Source organism: Agaribacillus sp. DX54 (assembly GCF_056858335.1).
Genome location: NZ_JBXEQE010000013.1, coordinates 17,603 through 40,195, shown reverse-complemented (window position 1 = coordinate 40,195; position 22,593 = coordinate 17,603). Strand labels below are relative to the sequence as shown.

Sequence of the window (22,593 nt, the reverse complement as noted above, 5' to 3'; positions counted from 1 at the left end):
TTTTTAAATCCATTGACTATTCCCAATGAGCGACACTACCAGAAGAAATTTTATAAAACAAACAGCCATAGCAGGTGCAGGTATTTCGGTATCACCTATGTTTACCTACGGATTCAGTAGAAAACCAGACCAGTTAAGAGTCGGCATTATCGGCGTGGGGCTTCGAGGTACGAATCACCTGAATAACCTGCTACTGAGAGATGATGTCGTCATCAGGGCAATTTGCGACATAGACCCCGGGAGAATCTCGATCGGGCTAAAAAAAATTGCTGAATCAGGACACAAAAAGCCCAGCGTTTTCAGTGCCGGAGCATACGACTATAGAAACCTGCTGGCTTTGAGTGATGTGGATGCTGTCATCATAGCCACCCCATGGCTATGGCACACACGCATGGCCAAAGATGCCATGCTGGCAGGGAAATATACAGGCCTGGAAGTATCTGCTGCCAACACGCTGGAAGAATGTTGGGATCTGGTAAATACGCATGAACAAACAGGGACGCACCTGATGATTTTGGAGAACGTGAATTATAGAAGGGATGTCCTTGCCGTACTGAACATGGTAAGGGCGGGTGTTTTCGGGGAACTCTTACATTTCAGGTGTGGCTATCAGCACGACTTGAGAGGAGTCAAGTTAAATGATGGTAAAAGTGCCTATGGCAGTGGGGTAGAGTTTGGTGAAAAAGGCATCTCCGAATCCAGATGGCGTACCAGGCATTCTTTGTTGCGAAATGCCGATGTTTATCCAACGCACGGATTAGGCCCTGTTGCTGCCATGGCTGACATCAACAGAGGCAATAGGTTTGTTTCGCTGACTTCACATGCCTCCAAAGCGTTGGGTTTACATGATTACATCATCAACCACTCTAAGGGTGGGGCAGATCATCCTAATGCCCAATTAAAATGGAAACAGGGTGATGTTATCACTACCACTATTGAAACAACACATGGAGAAACCATCATTGTTACCCTCGATTGCAATTTGCCCAGACCCTATTCATTGGGATTCCGGGTGCAGGGAGTCAATGGATTATGGGAAGTGGACGGCAACAGGATTTACATCGAGGGAAAATCAAAACCTCATCAATGGGATACAGCCGATAAGTGGTTGCAGCAATATGACCACCCATTATGGCAAAGATATGGCGCGCTTGCTACAGGAGCAGGTCACGGTGGTATGGACTTCTTTGTACTTAACGCATTTGTGGAATCCGCAAAACAGAACATTGCCCCACCAATGGATGCATATGATGCCGCAGCCTGGAGTGCTGTTACCCCCTTGTCAGAAATGTCAATTGAAAACAACGGCGAACCCCAGTACTTCCCTGATTTTACAAGGGGGAAATGGATAACAAGAAAACAGTATGAGTGGATAAAAGATAGTTTTTGAGATATAATGGAAACTAGCCGAAGACATGAAAAAGGCTATCGACCTCTCAGCCGCAAACTAGTATTAATCTAAATTAAATCAATGAAACAACTATTTACAAAAGGATTATTTTCACTTATGTTGATAACTGCTTACTCATTGCAGGCTCAACAAATCAACATAACAGGCATAGTTACAGATGCTGAAACAGGCGCCCCGCTTCCGGGGGTAAATGTAATTCAAAAAAACACAACCAATGGCGTAGCCACAGATGCCGACGGCAAATACACGATAAGTGTGACCGGCGGTTCGGTTTTAGTGTTTCGTTCGCTGGGATATGTATCCCGGGAAGTTCCGGTTAATGGCCAAACCGTTATCAATATATTACTCTCTGAGGATATTGCTAAACTGGAGGAGATTGTGGTGGTGGCCTATAGTACCCAAACCAGGGAAGAGATTACCTCCTCGGTGGCCACCGTAAGCGCCGAAAGACTAACCGACATCACCACTCCCGATGTTTCGTCCATGCTACAGGGAAAAGCTGCAGGTGTGCAGATCGCACCGACAAGCGGTGCCCCCGGAGGAGTTCCCGAAATTTTGATAAGAGGGGCAGCTTCTCTGAACGGAAGTGTGGTTCCGCTCTGGGTTGTGGATGGGGTCATTCAACACACCACGCCTGTTTTGAATCCGAATGACGTAGCATCTATTTCGGTGTTAAAGGATGCATCCGCAACTTCTCTTTATGGTTCCAGAGGCGCCAATGGGGTAGTTATCGTAACAACAAAACGAGGCACGGCAGGTAAGAGCGAGATCACGTTCAGCACAAGATTTGGGGTAAATGAATTCAATGACGGTAATTTTGAGGTAATGAATGCTCAGCAACTGTATGATTACCATGAGCTTTTCAATAACTCTCAACCCTGGTTCAGTGAGGAACTGTTGGCGAGGGATTATGATTGGATAGAAGGAGGCACCCAAACAGGTATCGTCCAGGATCATAACATTTCGTTTACCAGTGGAACCGAGAAGCTGAGTTTATTTATGAATGGTGGGTACTACACTGAGTCAGGAACCATCAAAGGAAATGATTTGGATCGTTATACGCTTCGTATGAACCTGGATTATCAAATAACAGATAAACTAAAGCTCATGCCGAAACTATCATTTAGTTTTGATGAAAGGGATCGTCAGGCAGAGCATCCCAGGTACGAATTATATCTTAATTTGCCCTGGGATCTGCCTTTCGATGAAGACGGAAATGCGATCAATGCACAGGAGTCTCCCACCTGGATAGGCAGGGACCAGCGTAACTATTTTTACGATCTTCAGTGGAATTACACATCCAGCAAAACCTTTAACATGAGTGGCAATTTTGATTTCGAGTATCAATTACTGCCGGATTTGCTTTTTAGGTCTATCAACAATTTCACCTTGTACGATTTTGACCGGAAGATTTATACCGACCCGAGATCCATTTCAGGAGAGGCCACTCGGGGTAGTTTAAATGATTTTACCGCGAGAAGACTTACCCGGTTAGCCACACAGATGTTACAGTACTCCCGTGAATTCGGAGCGCATCAGGTATCGGTACTGGCGGGCTTTGAATATAATGATTATGAATACGAAGACCTCGGCGCAACCGGGCAGGGCTTTATTGCAGGCGGTGAAATCCTGAATATTACCACAACACCGGGTGGGATCAGTGGTTTTCAAAATGATTACGCACTGCAATCATTTTTTCTGGCAACAGATTATTCATACAGCAACAAATATTTCGCCAAAGCATCCATCCGGAGGGACGGCGCCTCCAATTTCGGGCCTGACAGCCGGTATGGAATTTTCTTTGCCCTGGGCGCCGGATGGAATATTCATCACGAGGATTTTTTCAATAGCAGCGCTGTTAACGAACTTAAACTGCGGGTTAGCTATGGTTCTGTCGGTAACAGACCTTCATCGCTGTACCCTTACCAGGGAACATACCGGTTAAACACACAATATGATGCCATACCTGCCGCTGTTTTAGATCAATTCGGGAACCCGGATCTTGGCTGGGAAAAATCATTTGAAACCAATATTGCCATAGACACCAGAATTTTCGACCGGGTGAATGCTACTTTCGAATACTATAACAAAAATACTTCAGATCTGCTTTATTTTGTTAATTTGCCCGATATCACCGGCTTTAGTGGTTTTTGGGAAAATGTCGGTGGTTTGAAAAATACGGGATTTGAGGTTACCCTGAATGCTGACATCATCCGGAGCAATACTTTTAATTGGTTTGCCGGCTTTAACATCGGTATCAACAGAAATGAGATTACGGAGTTGTTTGATGGCCAAACGGAGATACCCAGAGGATCAAAAATATTTAGTGTGGGTGATGATTCCAACTCCTGGTATACACGCAAATGGCTGGGCGTAGATCCTGAAACCGGTGACCCGTTGTGGGAAGTAGTAGATCCGGATACAGGGGAAATCACCCAAACCAACAACTGGAATGAAGCAACGCTGCAGATAATTGAAAGCTCGACGCCTGATTTCATAGGAGGTTTTAATACCGGGTTGAGTTACAAAAACCTGTCATTGAATGCCAGTTTTAATTTTTCAAAAGGAGGGTATATTTACAATGCCTCCAGGGAACTGTTTGATTCCGATGGTTTTTACCCCACATTTAACCAACAGGTTTTAGCCGACGGATGGTCCAGGTGGACCAACCCGGGTGATCATGCCACACATCCCAGAGCAGTAGAAGGCGGTAATAACAACTCTAACAAGCCCTCTTCCCGTTACCTGGAGGAAGCAAGTTATATCAGGATGCAGAATATCACCCTTGCCTACACCTTACCGGCAAATGTTTTGAATAACCTGGGAATCAGCAATGCCAAAATCTATTTGTCCGGTGACAACCTCTTGACCATTACCGATTTTTCGGGCGTAGATCCTGCGATCACCGGCGATCCTAACGACGAACAAGGAGGATTATCGGGAAGGGCTGATTTAAGCTATCCGATCCCAAGGAGATATGTTTTGGGAATTAATCTGTCATTTTAACGAAAAATGAATCATACAAAATGAAAAAGCTGTTAACAATATTACCAATCGTTGTTTTATTGGCTGTCTCATGCGACCTGGACCGCGATCCGTACAACCAGATTTCAGTTGATGAGTTATTCTCCGATCCAGGTTCCATAGAAACTGCTACGTTGGGAAACTACGCTTTACTCAAAGGTGATATAGGCTTCAACGGATGGATCGACGATTTGCACAGAATATCTGAGTACCCCGGCGACAATGTGGCATTAAGTGGCGGTACGTCCGACAATCTTTTCTTTCTATATAATTACCAGGCCATTACCACAAACTCCAGGGTGGACCGTTTTTGGAGAAATTCCTATAAAATCATCGTAGGCTGCAACCTTATGATCGAAAAGATCCGGGAAGGGGACTCGCCCGAAACGGACCAGTTACTCGGAGAGAATTACTACCTGAGGGCATTGGTATTTTTTCAGATGGGAAATGTGTTCGGCCGGCCTTATAACCAGGGAGCGTCAAACCTTTCTATTCCTGTAAAACTGTCCTCAGAAACCGATGACAGGCCGGATAGAAACACCGTTCAGGAAGTGTACGACCAGGTCATCGGTGATTTACAAAAAGCCGAGTCTTTGATGACCATCAACAAGGGAGCTTCTTTTGCCTCAAAAGAGGCGGCGCAGGCGCTACTGGCAAGGGTTTACTTGTATATGGAAGACAATGATAATGCTGAAACATATGCTGACCTTGTGATCAATTCGGGTGCATACAGCTTGTTGTCCACAGATCGTTTTTCTGTAATGAACACGCTGGCCCCAACGGAAAATGAAGAGGCTATTTTCAGTGTGACATTAAATTCCGAATCTGATCTTTTGGCGCCTGGTGACAACTGGTTTACGATTGGATCATTTTATGCCACGATAGATGGTGTTGGCTGGGGTGAGATGCATGCTTCGCGGTCGTACCTCGAACTGATCAATAAAAATGAAGAAGACGCCAGAAGAAACTTTATCGACCCCGACTACCTGCTTGATGAAAATGGCGAGCCTATTCCCGTGGTATACTGGGTCAATGACGATTACCGCTACGAATTCAGAACAATCACGGAAACCGGCGTGGAAACAACGTTTGAAGATAATGGTGTTACCTACACGGTGGAGTCCGAAGAAGTGGATGGCAGGACCTTATACTTCTTCAACGGACCCAACGGGAGACAGGATGTTACCAAAGGGTTTGATTTGCAAAAGCGTAACGGCTATCCGAAATTCTATATACTCAAAGCTTCCCTGCAGCAAAACAATTTGCACCTGTGGTCCCCGACAGTTTCCCGTTTGGCTGAGATGTATCTGATAAAAGCCGAGGCCTTTGCCAAGAAAGGTATGGATCAGGAGGCACTTGACAATGTGAATATTATACGGCTAAGAGCAGGCATTCCAACCTATTCCCCGGGTGATATCCCCTCGGGAAAAACGGTGCTGGATATTGTTCTGGAGGAACGCAGGCTGGAGCTGGCTTACGAAGGCCATCGTAAATTCGACGTATTCAGGAATGGACGCACCATGGACCGCCGGTATCCGGGAACACATTTAAATGGCACCAATGCGCTCTCTGAAATACCGCCGAATCACCCGAGAGTAGTTGAATTTATTCCGGAGCAACAGATCATTTTGCAACCTTCCTTGCAACAAAATGATTAAAGTAATACTTTAAAGGGTCTCCCCAAGGAGACCCTTTGTTTTAATTATAAAAACCAACCACATTCATCATTAAAATATACACTGTGATTACCAGGTTCAATTCTTGTTTTCCATTGGAAAGCTTTCCGTATCTAAGCATAATACCGGTTTTGATCCTGGTAAGCCTTGTGTCTTGCAACAAAAGCATAGATGATTTGCCTTCAGATAAGCTCTTTACCGAAATTCCGGCAGATATAACGCATGTTACTTTTGAAAACAAGATTCCGGAATCTGAAAAATTGCATTACTATAAATACTTATATATCTACATCGGAGGCGGTGTTGCGGCAGCAGATTTTAATAACGATGGACGCGTTGATCTTTTCTTTACCTCCAATATTTATCACAACAAGTTATTTCTAAATAAGGGAAACTTTGTGTTCGAGGATATTACGTTGGGGGCTGGCATCACCAAAAGAGTCGGATTTGATACTGGTGTGGCTATTGCAGATGTCAACAATGATGGTTTTCTGGACATCTATATTTGCCGGGCAGGTTGGTTCAAAGGTGATAAGAGGTTGGCCAACATGCTGTATATCAATAACGGTGATCTGACATTTTCGGAGAGAGCGTCAGCATTTGGTCTGGCAGATCCCAACCGATCCATCGCTGCTACTTTTTTTGATTATGACAAAGATGGCGATCTCGATCTCTACATAGCCAATGCACCGGCTAATTTTGAATTGTCTTCAAAAGTGCTCCGGTTACAAAATGTGCAACAGGATCCTAAAACGCTTTTGTTTAAAGGCAGTGATAAACTCTACCGAAACAATGGCGAGGGCCACTTCACCGATGTATCGACAGAGGCCGGAATTCTACCTGACCTTGGCTTTGGATTGCATCCGCAGGTAGGTGACCTGAATGGTGACGGTTGGCCGGACTTATATGTCTCCAATGACTTTATCGGGCCGGACTTTGCTTACATAAACAACCATGACGGTACCTTCTCCCAGGGCCGGAATGAACTTTTTAAACACATTTCCTATTACAGCATGGGAAGTGACATCGGTGATATAAATAATGACGGTTTAAACGATCTGGTAGTGCTGGATATGAATCCTGAGGATTATGTCAGATCAAAAACAACCATGGCCATGATGCCTATTGACAGGTTTTATGACATGGTAAAAAACGATCACCACCATCAGTACATGCACAATGTACTGCAATTGAACAATGGCAATGGCACTTTTAGTGAAATAGGTTACTTTTCGGGTATTGCCAAGACCGATTGGAGCTGGGCGGTTCTGCTGGCAGATTTTGATCTGGATGGCTACAATGACATGTATGTTACCAATGGTATTTACAGGGATGTAGTAGACAGGGACGCCAATAACAAAATCGATGCGTACATCAAAGCCCATAAAAATTCCCTGACCGAGAAGGATTTTTTCAATTTTACGCAAACACTCCCACAACAAAAGCTAACCAACTATTTTTTCAGGAATACAGGCAATCTGACATTTGACAATGCCACCCTGGAGTGGGCCAGTGAAAAGCCCACATTTTCCAATGGAGCGGTTTATGCCGATTTGGATAACGATGGTGATCTTGATCTGGTGGTTAATAACATTGATGAAAATGCCACAATTTTAAGGAATAATGCCAGGGAGTTAACCGGGAAAAACTATCTTCAACTTCAATTCAGAGGAAGTGAAAAAAACATTTTCGGGGTTGGAACCAGGGTAAAACTTTACGAGGGTATTGACAAAACTCAGGTCAGGGAGCTTATTAATACAAGAGGTTATCTATCTTCGGTTCCGAACAAATTGACTTTTGGCCTTGGCATTGAGGAGGCGGTGGATAGTATAGAAATCATATGGCCTGACGGGAAATATCAAATTTTAAAAAATGTAAAGGCCAATCAGACTTTGACAATTGATTATAAAGATCATCAAACAGGGATTTTTACAGCGGCAAAGTCCAATAAGGGCGTTCTTTTCAACCAGCAACCCATCGATATGTATCACAGAGAACTTCCATTCAATGATTTTGAAAAACAACTGCTCCTGCCGCACAAACTTTCCCAGACGGGTCCTGCGCTGGCCAAAGCAGATATTAACAATGACGGACTTGCAGACATTTTCATTGGCGGGGCGCATAACTTTCCGGGACAACTCTTTATTGCCCGGGACGATGGCACTTTCAGGACTGTGGTGATAGAAGATTTTGAAAAAGACAAAGCCTTTGAGGATGTTGCGGCCTGCTTTTTCGATTGTGACAAGGATGGCGATCCGGATTTATATGTGGTAAGTGGCAGTTATGAGTTTGAGGAAGGCTCATCCTTACTGCAGGACAGGCTTTATCTCAATAATGGAAAAGGGGATTTTTTCCGGTCAACATCCCAACTCCCCGACCTCAGGACGGCAGGTGGCGTAGTTACTGCCGCTGACTATGACCAGGACGGGGACATGGATCTGTTTATTGGAGGCCGGGTAATTCCGGGAAAATACCCTTATCCGCCTAAAAGCTATCTTTTGGTTAACGAAAAGGGAAATTTTGCAGACCAGACAGCAACATACGCTCCGCAGTTGGAAAGGGCTGGCATGATAACGACCGCACATTGGAAGGACATGGATAATGACGGTGACCCGGATCTGGTGATAGCCGGTGAATGGATGGGCATTGAAATCTTAACAAACAACAATGGCAGATTATCGGGTATCGGAAATTATGAGGACTTATCCTCAGCCAAAGGATGGTGGAATGCACTATTGATCGATGATATAGACGGCGACGGGGATCATGACCTCATCGCAGGCAACCTGGGATTGAATTATAAATTTCACGCATCGGAAGAAAAACCTTTTCACATCTACACCCACGATTTTGATGACAATGGTATAGAAGATATTGTTTTGGCTAAATACTACCGGGCGAGGCAGGTACCGGTGAGGGGTAAATCGTGTACATCCCAGCAAATGCCTTTTCTGAAAGAAAAGTTTGAAAAATATGCTGATTTCGCCAATGCCGATCTCAAGGGAATTTTTGGAGCCAATATCGAGTCCTCCCTTCATTATGAAGCCACGGAATTTAGATCAGGGGTTTTTGTAAATGAAGGCCGGGGGCGATTTGCGTTTTCACCTTTTCCGAATCATGCCCAGCTTGCCCCTGTAAACACTATTTTGTACGAGGATTTTGATAATGATGGCATAAATGATCTGTTAATGGCCGGCAATAACCATCAGCCGGAGGTAGAGACTACCAGGTCAGATGCCGGGACCGGTATCTTTCTCAAAGGTATTTCAGGAGGTACTTTTGAATATGTTGACAACACAAAAACCGGGTTTTATGCTGATAAGGATGTGAGAGGGGCACTTTTGCTGCAATCGGGTTTGAAGAAAAAAGTATTTATCGGCAACAACAATGATAAACATCAATTATTCTCTACTGAAAATTGAAATTTTAAAAGAAGCAAGGAAAATCAATTGAGGAACAGTAAATCGGCGATCCGTAAAAAACCGGGTCAGTTACTAAAAAAAATATCATGATGATGCCAATTCACCGGTTAAAAATAGCAAGCGTTTTTTTCTTTTTTCTTTTGGGGGGTATTACCTCTTCGTGCGGTTCAGGTGAGTTTTTAAATCGGGGAAATATGAAGCAGGATAACAATCAAAAACTTGATTTCTCCTATCACATTCCGTCAGGAGGTAACAGTTGGGTAGTGAGTGATCTCGCACAAAATGAACACATGATCTCTGCAGACGGCGTTCACAACTGGACAGACCTCGATAGTGTGATCCGAACCTGGTTCAAAACCAGTGCGGCAGGAAAAATCTTTGTGGGATTGAACATGAAGTCCCCTGACGGAAAATCCGTGATCAAAGTGACGGTGGGCAAAGAAAGCAAGGAAAAGCAAATAATTAACACAGCCTATGAAAACGTTGAAATAGGGGAGTTCCATATAGAAAAGCCGGGTTATCATTACATTGAAATTCAAGGGGTAAAGAAATCTTCATCCAGTGTAGGTAATGTGAAAGCAGTGCTCATTGGAGGGCCGGCTACACAGGGTGAAGTCACCTGCGTAAAAGATGATTTTTATTTTGGACGAAGGGGGCCATCGGTGCATCTAAGTTATGAAACGCCCCTGAACAAGGAAATTGTTTGGTTCTACAATGAAATTACCGTAGAAGAGAACGAAGATGTAACAGGCTCATTTTTCATGGCTAATGGCTTTTCGGAAGGGTATTTTGGTATGCAGGTAAACTCAGAATCTGAAAGAAGGGTGCTTTTTTCCGTTTGGAGTCCTTATGAAACCCAGGATCCCAACGAAATTCCGGATGACTACAAAATTATACTCCTGGACAAGGGGCAGGGGGTTACCGCCGGGGAGTTTGGAAATGAGGGGTCGGGAGGGCAGAGCTATAAGGTTTTTAACTGGAAAGCGGGGACCACTTACAGGTTTTTATTGAAGGGTGAACCCTCTGAAAACAATTCAACGGATTTCACAGCTTACTTTTATGCGCCGGAAGAAAATAAATGGCAACTGATTGCATGCTTCAGAAGACCTTATACCAATACCTATCTCACACGGCTGCATTCCTTTCTGGAAAACTTCAAAACCGAAACCGGATTTATCTCCAGAACAGGAAAATATTCAAATCAATGGGCATACGATAAGCAAGGCAACTGGCATGAACTGACAAAAGCCAGCTTCACGGCTGATGCTACGGCAAGAAAAGGAGCACGTCTGGATTATTCGGGTGGGGCGGAAGGAAACGTTTTCTTTATGAAAAACTGTGGCTTCTTCGATGAAACTACGGCCATGGATAGTAATCATCGAAGGGCAGCCAATAATATTGCACCGAATATAGATTTTTCTGAACTGGAAACCCCTCAGCCTGGAAAGGCCAAGTGACAACCCTCCTTCCTTGGTGGGCAGAAAATTTGTTATCTACACTTTAACTGATATAAAAAAGGCAGATTAATCTGACGACATTGTTATTAACGCCCCCAATACCTTGCCCGTGCCTTTTTCTTCTCAGTATTGGGGGCTGAACATCTATATTTCCTGAAGTCTACGCAACCTAACCCGTCTTATTTGCTCATATAACCAGATAAGCAAAATGCTAATCCCAAACACAGGAAGCAAGACACCGAGCGAAACTACCAGGAAATAAATTCCTGTGGTAACCTTGTAGCTGTTGCTGTTGGGCAACCCCCATGACCCTGGCTTTTTTCGCATAAAGTAAGAAACGATGGCAAACAGGCTTAATGACATCAATGCTATGGCTGTAACCATCACAAGCAACCAGTTCCAAAGCCCAAATTCACCCTGATGGAAAGCCATGGCCCACATTCTCCCTCGCATCAATACGCCCACATCTTCCCATTGATGTGCCAACAACTGATGACCTGAATACTGGTCGAAGTGTATCATGACTTGTGAAGATAAATCCTTGCTGTTCATGTTGGATATACTGAATACTCCCTTTTCTGATTGCGGCAAGGTAATAGTTACCTCGCCGGGAAGGTCCAGTTCCCGGGCTTTCGCTACCATCACGTCCAGCGGAACAGGCGCGTCTTCAATAACGTTCGAGGTTAAACCTCTGGCCTGCCATGTAGCAGGGTAACCGGTGTTGGTTTGTTTTTGTACCCACTTAAACATGTCTCCGAATACATCCGTCCAGGGAAGTCCTCCCGCCAGAATAACCAGTAGGATAAACGAAAACCAAAACCCGGAGACCATATGCATATCCCGGTACATCGTCCTTCTCGGGCCATGAATTCTGATCGTCCACAATTTTTTGACGTCCTTCCATTTCCTTGGCCAGAACAGAAACAGCCCCGTTAAGATCAGTACGATCATCCAGCTACCGACCAACTCTACCAGCTTGGTGCCAAAACTTCCCATAAGTAGCTCTCCATGCAACTTGCGCACCTTGTACATATCTGTCTCTTTGATGGTAATGCTACCGGTGACATCTCCTGTATAAGGATTGACATAAAGGCTTGATTTATTGGAAAACCTTCCCCACACAAACTCAGTAGCCTGATCCGGATAGTGAGGTACCACCATGGCTGTGGGCCTGCGGCCCCATTGCTTTGAGGCGGTTTCTAATTGATCCTGGTAAGAAATTTCCTGTTCACCGACAGAAACCTCCTTTACGGATCGATAAACAGGTTTTTCATAATTGTCCTTAAAAAGATAAATGATGCCTGTCGATGCCAGGATGAAAATGACGGGAAACGATACCAATCCTCCGATAAAGTGCCACTTCCATATCCAGTTATGTGCTTTAGTTCCCATTTGATTGGCTATTAATTGTTATTGAAATTGTAGGCGAGGCCGATTTGATAGGTTCTTGGAATGCCAGGTATGAAAGTAGTACCGAATCTTGAAGTGTTGACCCTTGGCGACCAGAGTTCATCGGTCAGATTCAGGATGCTGACAGACAAATCAAATCCTTTATACCTGTATCCTGTTCTGAGGTTCAACAGGCTGAAACCTTCATATTCCTGGGTATTTCCGTTATCTGTCCAGTAAGGGCCCAGGTATTGATTCTCCAGAGACAGGCGCAGGCCCTTGGCAAAAACCGGGCGATAGGTTACCTCCCAGTTGAACTGCACATTGGCGCCCTGCGCCATTTCATTGCCATTGAATTCTGTGCCGTTTTCTACATAGTCGATGAACTCATGCCGCGCGAAAGTGCCGCTCCACCTGAACTGAATTTGGCTGGCATAGGTCAGGTTGAGCATATATTCAATCCCTTGCGAGCGGGTTTCACCGGCATTTTGATTTTCGTGTGTCCCGTCATCCAACTGTACGCTAATAATCTGATTGGTGCCATTTACTGTGTAAAAAGCGGCATTGGCGTAACCCTGGATCTGATCGTCGATGGTAAAAGAATACCAGCCTCCGGCTTCATAGTTATTATAGACAGAGGGGTCGAGCACGGGTATCTGTACACCACGGTACAGCTCGCCTACCTGCGGAGGGACGAAACCCTGTGCGAAATTGGCATAAACCCCGCGGTTTTTACCAAAATCGTAGGTCAGTCCGATTTTTGGGGTAAAAGCATCAAACGTGTTGGTGGCATTTGGCGAGCCTGAAAAGGAGGAGGGGGGGAGGAAGTTCCTGTGCTTATAGTTGAAACGGTCATAACGCAAAGAAGCTGAGAGCCTTAGTTTTTCTACCGGAGAAATCTGAAAAGTCGCATAAGTACCCAGGTTTGTCAGTATGATCTCATTGTTGGTTAGTGCTGAATCAGGCGCTACAAATCCAACATTGATCCCTTGTTCATTTTGGGTAACGAGGATGTAATCTTCAAAAAAATCCGTAGGACTGCGGTCGGCCGAAATACCGCCGATTATTTTCGCATTCATGTCCGGTAACTGGTAGGTATGTTGGACGATTCCACCAACACTTGTGAACGTACGTTCGTTTATTGTTCCTGAGGTAATGCCTGTATTACGGTCCGTTCGTATGCGAAAAGAAGGAATTTGCCCAATGGCATTATCCCGGAAGAATATTCTGGCAGTAGTGCTGCCGGCACGGGCCCAATCGTGGTTAAGGGTGGATTGAATCCGCAAAGCACTTACTGTTCGCTCGGTAAACGTTTGGATGCTGGTCAGGTCTTGTCCAAAAAATGCAGTACTGTCCAGGCTTCCGGTCATGTCTGTATCCAGGTCGGCATAGGTCAGGGAGAAATTCAGATCGGTTTTTGAAGAAAGTGCGTGAGTGACTTTAACCGTGGCCGCATACTTGTCCATATCGCTATGTTCGAAAAATCCATCCCTTCTTCTGGCATAATAACCGCCAACGAATACCCCGGTTTTTCCAAAGGTATTGCCTACCCTGAAGTCCGTTCTGGCAAGTCCGTTACTGTTCGCCCGTACGGCTACTCTTCCGCTAAGATTAAGTGACGGGCCCTGCGTAATTACATTAATTACACCACCAATCGCTTCTGCACCGTAGGTAGATGACGCGGGCCCACGGATTATTTCAATGCTGCGAATGGCGCCCTGATTCAGCTCGTTCATGGCATTGTGGTTAAATACGCCGGTAGGCCTGGTGGGTAGCCCGTCTTCCAAAAAAAGGAATAGTCCTTTGGTGGAAATAGGCTGCCTGATACTGGTCATATGTTGTTCATTGGCCAGGTCCGCGACAAATACACCCGGTATTTTATTGAGTACCTGATCTAATGTATTAGGTGCGGTTTCTTCCATTACTTTTGATGAAATTGTCGATATAGCAGCCGGCACTTCCGATCGCAGCTCTTTTTCCCGGTTGGCAGAAACGATTACCTGTTCCAGCGAACTGGTCGACGCTTCCAGGCCTACTTCGATTACTTCACTAAAGTCAAAAATTTCCACTGTTTGATAACCGATGTACCGGATTTCCAATTTGGATGTATGGTCCGGCAGGTCAAGGGTGAATTTACCCAGGGAATTAGTCACAGTCCCGTAGGTGATTCCAGGCGTAACCACCTCGGCACCTGCCAAAGGTTCGCCGGTTTGCTTGTCAAAAACGACTCCGTTTACCTTTTGCTGAGCTAGTGCAGGCATTATGGAACACAGAATGCCTTGCATTAAAAACAAATATTTTAATAGATAGGGTTTCATTACCATGATTTTATGGAAACGTGTAATTACACTGGAACGCAGGTGTACCCACACCTGATGATATCGATTCCAATGCGGCACAGGTTTCCGAATTTTTAAATAAGCCGAAGCAATAAAGCTTTAAGACCTGATGGCTTTTCTACTTTAAAGTATAAATTGAATATAATCATATAAAACTCTGAAAAAGAGCATTATAAGATATTCAGGTGGATAGGTGGTTTAGCTTGGGAGGGTGAAAAATTTCATGGCAAAAAGATGAGGGCAACAGAAATTCTGAAAACAAGTGGTACGTTATTTTGGCTTCAGAAGCTGAATTCGAAAGCCCTACTGATGTACATTCCTGTAAAAAAAATGAGATCTCTAAAAGCCTCCCTGGTGTATTTGATTCGTTATCCTGCTGCCGGGCGGCTTTTTCCAACTGCAGATCCAAATAACATTTACCTCCGCAAACGGTCACGGGTTTATCGCGGTTGATACAAAGTATTTCGGCGATGTATTCCTTTCTCAGGTTGAAATCCAGATAAACGATTGGCATAACCAATGCACTTCCTAATACGCTTAGGATGATCAGGGAAATGATGAAGTTCCTGATGATGTACATAACGCAAACTTATATCAGCGCAGCGTAAAAACCAAGTAATATACCCGGATGATTTCATTTTCTATAGCTGTATCCAAAAGCAGGTATCAAATATTTTCTCAGGATTTTAAATGGGGGCCTGCGCGTCACGTAATTGCCACCGGTGAAAACAACCACTGCATTTAGTTCCGGCAGCACCATGATATGTTGCCCACCCCAACCTGAAGCAGCATACATATGTATCTTCTCTCCGGATTTTGAAAATGTTTTTGTCCACCATGAATAGGAATACCCGTTTCTCCCTGAATCTTCACCCGGGATATTAATCCCATGATTGTCCCCGAATGCAGTGGCACTTTTATTCACCCAGGGTTCGGATATAATCTGCTTTCCCTTCCAAACTCCCTTGTTTAGAAATGTCGCCCCTATTTTAACCATCGCTCTCGGTGTGATCTTTAAACCTCCTGCCGCTTCAATCACACCATTTTCAAATTTCAGGTCCCAGTTAAAAGAGTCGATAGCCAGGGGTTCAAACAAATATTTTCCGGAAAATTCCTCAATATCCATTTGTGCAGCGTTTTTAAGGATTTCGCCCAAAACTATTGTTCCACCCCCCGAATAGGTAAAGCTTGTGCCTAGTTTATCTACCAGAGGTTTTTCCAAAACACAAGCAACCGGATCACGACAGGAGGGAAGCCACAAATCAACAATATCATTTGCCTGACTGCTATAAGGAGCTGACCACTCATGCCATTCCAGTCCGGAGGTCATGGTTAGCAGATGTTCGATGGTGATTTTTTCTTTTCCACCGGTGCCCAGGTGCCGATGTTGTGGTAAATAATCAAAGATGGATTGTTGAACACTTTCAATAAAACCTTTATCCACAGCAATACCGATGCAGGCCGATGTTATGCTTTTGGTGGCAGACATGATGCTATGTGGCATATCCCTTTTCCAGTTGACCGGATTACCATGATGATACGCTCCGTCCCATTGGTATTGATGCCCTTCGAAATATCCTTCAAATACCAGCTTATTGTGCCTGAAAATCAGCATGGCATGCACTTCTTTAAACCGCCCTCCCTGTATGCTGTTTGCTGCCTTTGCTATCAACTTTTCGTTCATGTTTACCTCATCCGGAGTGCCTACATCGAGTCCGTCATCAATCCGCTCAGGGGGAAGATAGTTGTATTGACCTGAGGTGCCGGTTTGACAACCGGCCGCATGTAATAACAAAAAGATTGCAATGACGAGGGCCCGGTTTTTCATATGGAATCAATATATGAATTAATTCACATATTGATTCCATTTTATACCAAAAAATATAAAGTAACCTACCACTCATACACCACATCCAGCGCAGGGTTTAACGCATCGTTTCCATTATCAGAAGCGTAAAAAGATATGGCTGTACTCTCTCGTCTATTTTCTGCATCAAGTGAAATTAAAACCAACAGCTACCGCCAAAGGAGTTGAGTAAGAAAAAGGTGCCTACTGTGATAATCATTCAAGATACTGTGATAGTAACTGATACAATCAAAATAGAAAAAAAGAAATAGTGTCGATAAAAATTCTGTTCAGTTTATTTTTTCTGATAACCATTTGTCAAATGGCCCCGGGGCAGGAGAGAGATAGTGTAATCATTAGAAATGATACGGCCTACATTATCAAGCAACCCGTAGTAATTACCAAAAAAGTATACGTCAGCCCCTCAAAACCGGCCACAGAAAAGAACAGTCATTTCTTTATTGTACCTTATTTTCAAACCTCTTACAGCCTGGATTATATTACCGTGTGCAGTTTGCAACGCCCTTACTATAATCAAATAAAGGAACATACAAACCCTCGTTTAAACTATACCTTTGGGGCGTTGGCAATGCTCAGAAAAAAAAGGTTCCTTTTCAACCTGGATGTTGGCTACACCAGTTATAGAGAAAGATTTGCCATACAAGAAACAACTTCGCTAAACCGGCACCAGGTGTTAACGGCATCGTTAGACTTCGGCTATTCCATTTTTAAAAACAAAGATCCTTTTGAAATACTGCTTACGGCAGGCGTTGGCTATTTACACACTTTAGGGTATGAGGGAAGTACGCTCGATAAGGATGATCACTCAAATATCATAACACTTTCAGAACAAAGAACTTATGACAAATCATCATTAATAGCCAACGGGAAAATTTTAGGTGCCTGTCAGTTGGATACAAGAAAGACCCTGCTTTTTGGACCTGTATATTCCGTCAATATACTTTCCATCACCCGCAAAAGGGTGCCTTTTGGTAAGTGGAGACATAACATGGGTTTCATGTTAGGTGTTGCGATTGGGCTTTAGCAAGTGTGATTTCTACTTTCTTAATCATCTTTACGGATTGCATCAACCTTAATCTCCGATATTCTGATATTACCATTGTTTTTGGAGCGTAATCCCTAAGTTCGACATCAACCTTCAGCCATCCTAATTTTTCTTTCCTAACAATTATACTTGAAGATGCAATACTTGGGTTGCTTGTCAGTAAGTTTAAAAAGTGATCCAAACCTGGGCAATATTTCCACATTGGATAGTCCTGACCAAGGTGCTTTTGGCATTCCCGTAGACACTACGTTATTTGTCCCGGCTTTTGGCTACCTGTGAAAGTTTATCTAATACTATCCTGGTTTCCTCTCTTCGTTTTTTATAACTGAAAGGTGAGAAATGCACCACCATAAAATCAATATCCCAGGTACGACAATGCAATGCGCCATGGTGCAAATCCTCCAAAATTTTTTCCTGGATCTTTATCGGCTTATTGGAGGTGATACCAACAGGATATCCTGAGTTTTTAAGAATTTCAGCATAGTTGTGCCCCCAACCCTTCGCATCTTCCAGCAATTTTTGCCTGGTATAACCACAAAGCTCCTGGAGCGCCACTACATCTGGTTTGTGGGAGGCAATCTAGGCAATCAACTGGTCCCTGCGCGTCAGATCCTTACCCCAATCAAAACCATTCCAGATATTGTAAGAAATCACTTTCATGGTATCCACCTTTTTTTGGGGAGGTTCCTGTCTCTGAAGCTGAAAGGTAAGTACCGTAGCCAAGAGTGTAATGATAATTTTTTTCATTTTCTTAAAAAATTATGTGGGTCATTATTTGATAGGTTTCAACATTACAACTATAGGTAAATGATCGGATGCGACAGGTTCATATACTTAATAATTATCCTAAAAAATGATCCTTTCCCGGAGAAAGGTTGGGGAAAAGTAAATATACCACCTTCTATTAGTTTGACTTAAAGTATAATTATGATCAAAAATGATGTATATTTTTGACAAATATTATAATTCTAAAGATAATACATTTTTGGGAGGACAAGATATTTTTTGAGGTAATCTCTTAAATCTTCCATGCAAAAGGCCCCCTAAAGCAAGCCCCATAGAATTAAATATAAATTTATTTTCACGGTTCTTGGCCTGGGCTCATTTAAATCTCTTCAGAGATGAGGTTTTCCTTCCGCCCACCTGCCACCGCCGGCCCGGAATTTTGGCGGGGATACATCATCCAAACCATCAAATCCATGCACCAGGAATACTTGTCGACAGATACCTATTCCGATGCCATCATTTCCGGCGCTATGGCTTCTTTACTGAATATCCTAGCTAGAAGCATTGAAAAGCAATATGTAGAGCAGGCGAACGAATCGGACAGCCGGTTTGGTGAAATCCTGCGATACATCAATACCAATAATTATTGATCAGGAGCGGCTCAGATGGGATGACGGTGAGGGAGTTTAAGGAGGGGAGAGGTGAATTTTGGTTTTGGGTGGATTAGGGGACTTGTGGAAAGTTGTTCGGGAGGGAACTGAAAGATTTGGAATTTTTATTTAACATAATATAAATTATATAACAAATATTTCAGATCTGCATTTAACTTTTCCTCGATTTCTGTCGTGGTTTTTCTGCAGGCATCTCTTTATAATCATCCAATCCAACGAGTTCATGAAACCTCTCTCTATAATCTAAATTAGGATAATTAGGATAACTAATTGCTTGCTCAAATATTTCTTCCATTCTAGAATCTCTTTAAACTTGATCTATCTAATCCCTTACCTCCTGAATAGTAAGACCTGTCACTTGAAAAATTTCCGTCAGTGCCAGGCTTATCCGCAAAACCCCTTCTGAATGGTAGCTGGGACTCAAAGTCGTCCTTATCGTCTTGTGATGCACGATAATATTCATCTGAATAAGTAAGAAAACTGTAAAAAGTGGCACCTGAGACATCAGCCCCAGGCCGTTACTGAAGAGTTGGCAAGCTCTTTTGCCGTGTATTTCAATGTTGGCTCGATCCATTGATTTCCTCTTTTGAAGCCATAGGTGACTTCCTTCAATAGGTTTGTGGTTTAACCTGATCAGGGCTGAAATTTGGATATGCCTTTCTGAGCCTTGCAGCCAGGTAGTCTAATAATGCATTTATATCGTTGACAAGCCATAGTATACCCCAAGTGGCTGCCCTTCGATATTATTAGACCCATTAGTCGGGACATCATTACCCTCCCATCTTGTAATTTCATTAGTATTGTCATCCAGTCTGGCTCGAACACTGTACTTTAGACCGCCAATATCTCCCGTATAGCCAAGGCTCAATTCCCAACCTTTGCTTTCAAAATCAGCATTATTAGATGGTGGCGCAGGAATTCCAAGTACCCCAGGTTGAGGAACTGCTATTAAAACATCTGATGTTATTTTCTTAAATACATCAAATGTCAAATTCAACCTTCCTTGAAAAAAAGCTGCATCTACACCCACATTCTGAATTTCGACAGTTTCCCAAGTACGGGTAGAAGCTGCGAGTACGTCTTCGTTTACTGATTGACCAAGTGAAGGACTTTCATCACTACCAAAGGGGTATTGACCAGTTACAGACAATAAAGGTAAATGAGCAAAGTCAGCAACATTTTGATTACCTAATTGTCCCCAAGAAGCCCTGAGCTTTAAATCATCAAATATTTCAAGGTTTCTAATAAAATTTTCCTCAGACAACCTCCACCCTACTGAAGCTGAAGGGAAATTACCCCACCTAACATCTCTGGCAAATCTTGATGAACCATCTCGTCTGAAGCTGAATTCAAAAAGGTATTTTCCGTCAAAGCTATAATTGATTCTTCCAAAATAAGAAAGCAATCCCCACGATGTAGAGGAGGCGCCATTTTGAATGTTATCTGTACTACCCAGATTTAGGGACGGTAAATCATTATCAATCAAATTTATTCTTGATGCGTTAAAACTCGAAAATTTATTTTCTTCTCTGGAGACGCCAGCTAAAACAGTCAAATCATGCCTTTCGGCAAATACCTTTGAATATCGTAATGTAGAATAAAGGTTTGAAAAATTTTCTTCACTTTGCCCTTCGGTCAGATTGTTCGGTTCATTTCTGAATCCAACAAAGCTGCCACGGCCCCAACTGCCAAAGGTCCTGTTGAAGGTTGTAAAGTCTTCCTGTGTCTGGTTAATGATCCCTCTTGCTGTTAAAGTTAATCCCTCCAACAGGTCAAATGTTAAAGTAGCATTGGCTGTATATATATTGGATTTATCATCCCTGAAACCTCCCTCTAATTGATTTTGAACAGGGTTTACATACCAGCCATTATCTGAATATCTGACAGCCCCATTTACAGCATCAGTACCACTCTCAGGAGCGAACACCGGCATCCAGGGAGACATCTCATAAACCCAGAACCAAATACTCTCATCTCTGGAAGGAATAGATGTTTTATCTCCACGTGCAAAAGATAATCGAGTGTCTAATTTTATCCTATCAGATATCTTAAAGTCAAAATTGGTTCTAACGTTATATCTTGTAAATTCATCATCGGCATGCCCAAGAATACCTTCTTGATTGAAAAAACTAAATGAAGCAAGGTAGGTCGTGTTCTCTGTACCCCCACTGATTTGAACAGCATGTTCTTGCTGGGCCATATTTTCGTTTAGCGCTTCTCTGACCCAATCAGTGTTCTCATAGTAAAACCATCCGTTTTGAAGTGGATCCGGGGCAGCCTGGGTTCTGAATTTTTCGATTTCTTCATCGGTGAACCGATTATTACCACCATTCTGAACTCTGGCTGCATTGTCACCTTTTGCGATCTCTAAACCACTCCAAAATTCCGGAAGACCCATAGGGTTTTGTATGCCATAATAAGAGTTCACATCCACCCTTATTTTTCCTTCTTTACCTTTTTTGGTGGTTACCAAAACAACACCACCGGCTGCCCTGGCTCCATAAATAGCAGCAGCAGAGGCATCTTTCAGTACCGAGATACTCTCGATATCCTGCGGGTTGAGCCTGGCCAGGGTAATGTTATCTGATGGAGCGCCATCTATTACGATCAAAGCTGATGTATTATTGATAGATGTGGCACCCCTAACCTGGATATCCAAAGCCTCATTGCCCGGATCTCCACTAACCCTTTGAATATTTACTCCTGCCATTTGTCCTTGTAATGCATCGAGAGCGTTGGTAGTCGGCCGGTTTAAAAGCTCCTTTGTATCGACGGTGGCTACAGCACCCGTCACATTAACTTTCTTCTGCTGTCCATAACCTATTACTACAATCTCTGAAAGTGTGGAAAGATCAGGAGTTAGCGTTAAATTAATAACAGAACGGTCTCCTATTTCTACTTCTTTTGTAATATATCCCACATAGGAAAATACCAGTATCGAAGCGTTATCAGGAACACTAAGGTTGTATAATCCATCAACATCAGTAATTGTACCTACATTCGTGTCTTTTACAAATATATTTCTCACCGTTTTCATCTGTTACTTTGCCAGTAACGGTTTTATCCGGATTGTTTTCATTCCGGAAACTGTTTTTCTCCTGTTTAGTGACTATCTGATTTCCTTTCACAGTAATGGTCCGGTTAATCTGCAAAAATTCTACACCTGCCTCTTGTGTAATATTCTTCAGGACTTCCGCAACCGTTGCTTTCTCATAGTTAAGTGTAAGCCTTTTCTTAATAGCCTTTACATCATTACCATAAGTAAATTTGAATTCAGTTTTATCTTCTATTTCATCAAATACTTCTGGCAGGAAAGCCTTTTTCATATCAAGAGCTATACGAACTTTATGCATAGATTGCCCGGATATTTCATTTGCGAATAGTAATGATTGGGCTAAACAAATTAGTATGATCGCATATAAAGTGTGTTTAGATATGATCATAATAGGTCCAAGTAAATTATTTTTCATACTTTTGTTATTGAAGTAAATAATTAGTTTATTTCGTTTTATAGCTCGGTCAGGGTCGTCAAACTGTGGTCGAGCTATTCTTCCGAGGATCTACCT

Annotated in this window: 16 protein-coding genes and 1 pseudogene; 7 read left to right on the top strand and 10 right to left on the bottom strand. The window is 43.2% G+C overall.

What is annotated here, in order from left to right; all coding sequences use genetic code 11:
* The first annotated feature begins 25 nt into the window (after positions 1-25).
* The 5 genes from AC04NP_RS15080 to AC04NP_RS15060 all read left to right on the top strand — a co-directional run bounded on the left by AC04NP_RS15080 (position 26) and on the right by AC04NP_RS15060 (position 10,990).
* Positions 26-1,390: a Gfo/Idh/MocA family protein gene (locus tag AC04NP_RS15080; protein ID WP_482860614.1), complete on the top strand. Its 1,365-nt coding sequence runs from the start codon at positions 26-28 to the stop codon at positions 1,388-1,390.
* Positions 1,391-1,471: 81 nt separating this feature from the next.
* On the top strand, positions 1,472-4,417 hold the full coding sequence (locus tag AC04NP_RS15075; protein WP_482860613.1) for a SusC/RagA family TonB-linked outer membrane protein: 2,946 nt from the start codon (positions 1,472-1,474) through the stop codon (positions 4,415-4,417).
* Positions 4,418-4,437: 20 nt separating this feature from the next.
* The gene (locus AC04NP_RS15070; protein ID WP_482860612.1) at positions 4,438-6,093 is read left to right on the top strand and encodes a RagB/SusD family nutrient uptake outer membrane protein; all 1,656 of its coding nucleotides are present in this window, start codon (positions 4,438-4,440) and stop codon (positions 6,091-6,093) included.
* A gap of 194 nt (positions 6,094-6,287) precedes the next feature.
* Entirely contained in the window at positions 6,288-9,533 is a 3,246-nt protein-coding gene (locus AC04NP_RS15065; protein WP_482860611.1) for a VCBS repeat-containing protein, read from the top strand.
* A 194-nt stretch (positions 9,534-9,727) separates the two neighbouring features.
* Positions 9,728-10,990: a DUF3472 domain-containing protein gene (locus tag AC04NP_RS15060; protein WP_482860609.1), complete on the top strand. Its 1,263-nt coding sequence runs from the start codon at positions 9,728-9,730 to the stop codon at positions 10,988-10,990.
* A gap of 144 nt (positions 10,991-11,134) precedes the next feature.
* On the opposite strand, the gene AC04NP_RS15055 is transcribed toward AC04NP_RS15060, so the two are convergent.
* From AC04NP_RS15055 to AC04NP_RS15040, 4 genes are all read right to left on the bottom strand, one after another.
* A complete protein-coding gene (locus AC04NP_RS15055) occupies positions 11,135-12,382 on the bottom strand; it encodes a PepSY-associated TM helix domain-containing protein (protein WP_482860608.1) in 1,248 nt (415 codons plus the stop codon).
* Between the two features lie 11 nt (positions 12,383-12,393).
* Positions 12,394-14,697, bottom strand: coding sequence for a TonB-dependent receptor domain-containing protein (locus tag AC04NP_RS15050; protein ID WP_482860607.1), 2,304 nt, complete (start codon positions 14,695-14,697; stop codon positions 12,394-12,396).
* A gap of 202 nt (positions 14,698-14,899) precedes the next feature.
* Positions 14,900-15,298, bottom strand: a complete 399-nt coding sequence (locus tag AC04NP_RS15045; protein ID WP_482860606.1) for a hypothetical protein — start codon at positions 15,296-15,298, stop codon at positions 14,900-14,902.
* Between the two features lie 54 nt (positions 15,299-15,352).
* Complete coding sequence (locus tag AC04NP_RS15040) at positions 15,353-16,546, bottom strand: serine hydrolase domain-containing protein (protein WP_482860605.1); 1,194 nt, start codon at positions 16,544-16,546, stop codon at positions 15,353-15,355.
* Between the two features lie 340 nt (positions 16,547-16,886).
* Between AC04NP_RS15040 and AC04NP_RS15035 the strand changes: the two genes are divergently transcribed.
* Positions 16,887-17,609 (top strand): hypothetical protein, encoded by a 723-nt coding sequence (locus tag AC04NP_RS15035; protein ID WP_482860604.1) that lies wholly within the window; start codon positions 16,887-16,889, stop codon positions 17,607-17,609.
* A 270-nt stretch (positions 17,610-17,879) separates the two neighbouring features.
* On the opposite strand, the gene AC04NP_RS15030 is transcribed toward AC04NP_RS15035, so the two are convergent.
* Together AC04NP_RS15030 and AC04NP_RS15025 are read right to left on the bottom strand one after the other, a co-directional pair.
* Complete coding sequence (locus AC04NP_RS15030; RefSeq protein ID WP_482860603.1) at positions 17,880-18,185, bottom strand: hypothetical protein; 306 nt, start codon at positions 18,183-18,185, stop codon at positions 17,880-17,882.
* A 24-nt stretch (positions 18,186-18,209) separates the two neighbouring features.
* Positions 18,210-18,377 carry a hypothetical protein gene (locus AC04NP_RS15025; protein WP_482860602.1) on the bottom strand — a complete coding sequence of 56 codons (168 nt, stop codon included), beginning with the start codon at positions 18,375-18,377 and terminating at the stop codon, positions 18,210-18,212.
* Positions 18,378-18,751: 374 nt separating this feature from the next.
* Between AC04NP_RS15025 and AC04NP_RS15020 the strand changes: the two genes are divergently transcribed.
* The gene (locus tag AC04NP_RS15020; RefSeq protein WP_482860601.1) at positions 18,752-19,006 is read left to right on the top strand and encodes a hypothetical protein; all 255 of its coding nucleotides are present in this window, start codon (positions 18,752-18,754) and stop codon (positions 19,004-19,006) included.
* Positions 19,007-19,178: 172 nt separating this feature from the next.
* Here AC04NP_RS15020 and AC04NP_RS15015 read toward each other — a convergent pair whose 3' ends face one another.
* The 4 genes and pseudogenes from AC04NP_RS15015 to AC04NP_RS15000 all read right to left on the bottom strand — a co-directional run bounded on the left by AC04NP_RS15015 (position 19,179) and on the right by AC04NP_RS15000 (position 22,497).
* Entirely contained in the window at positions 19,179-19,322 is a 144-nt protein-coding gene (locus AC04NP_RS15015) for a hypothetical protein (protein WP_482860600.1), read from the bottom strand.
* A gap of 1 nt (position 19,323) precedes the next feature.
* Positions 19,324-19,485 (bottom strand): annotated as a pseudogene (locus tag AC04NP_RS15010) (hypothetical protein); the annotation flags it as partial.
* 236 nt (positions 19,486-19,721) lie between these two features.
* Entirely contained in the window at positions 19,722-22,055 is a 2,334-nt protein-coding gene (locus AC04NP_RS15005; RefSeq protein ID WP_482860599.1) for a SusC/RagA family TonB-linked outer membrane protein, read from the bottom strand.
* Positions 22,009-22,497: a hypothetical protein gene (locus tag AC04NP_RS15000; protein WP_482860598.1), complete on the bottom strand. Its 489-nt coding sequence runs from the start codon at positions 22,495-22,497 to the stop codon at positions 22,009-22,011. The genes AC04NP_RS15005 and AC04NP_RS15000 overlap by 47 nt, the downstream gene beginning before the upstream one ends.
* Positions 22,498-22,593 lie beyond the last annotated feature (96 nt).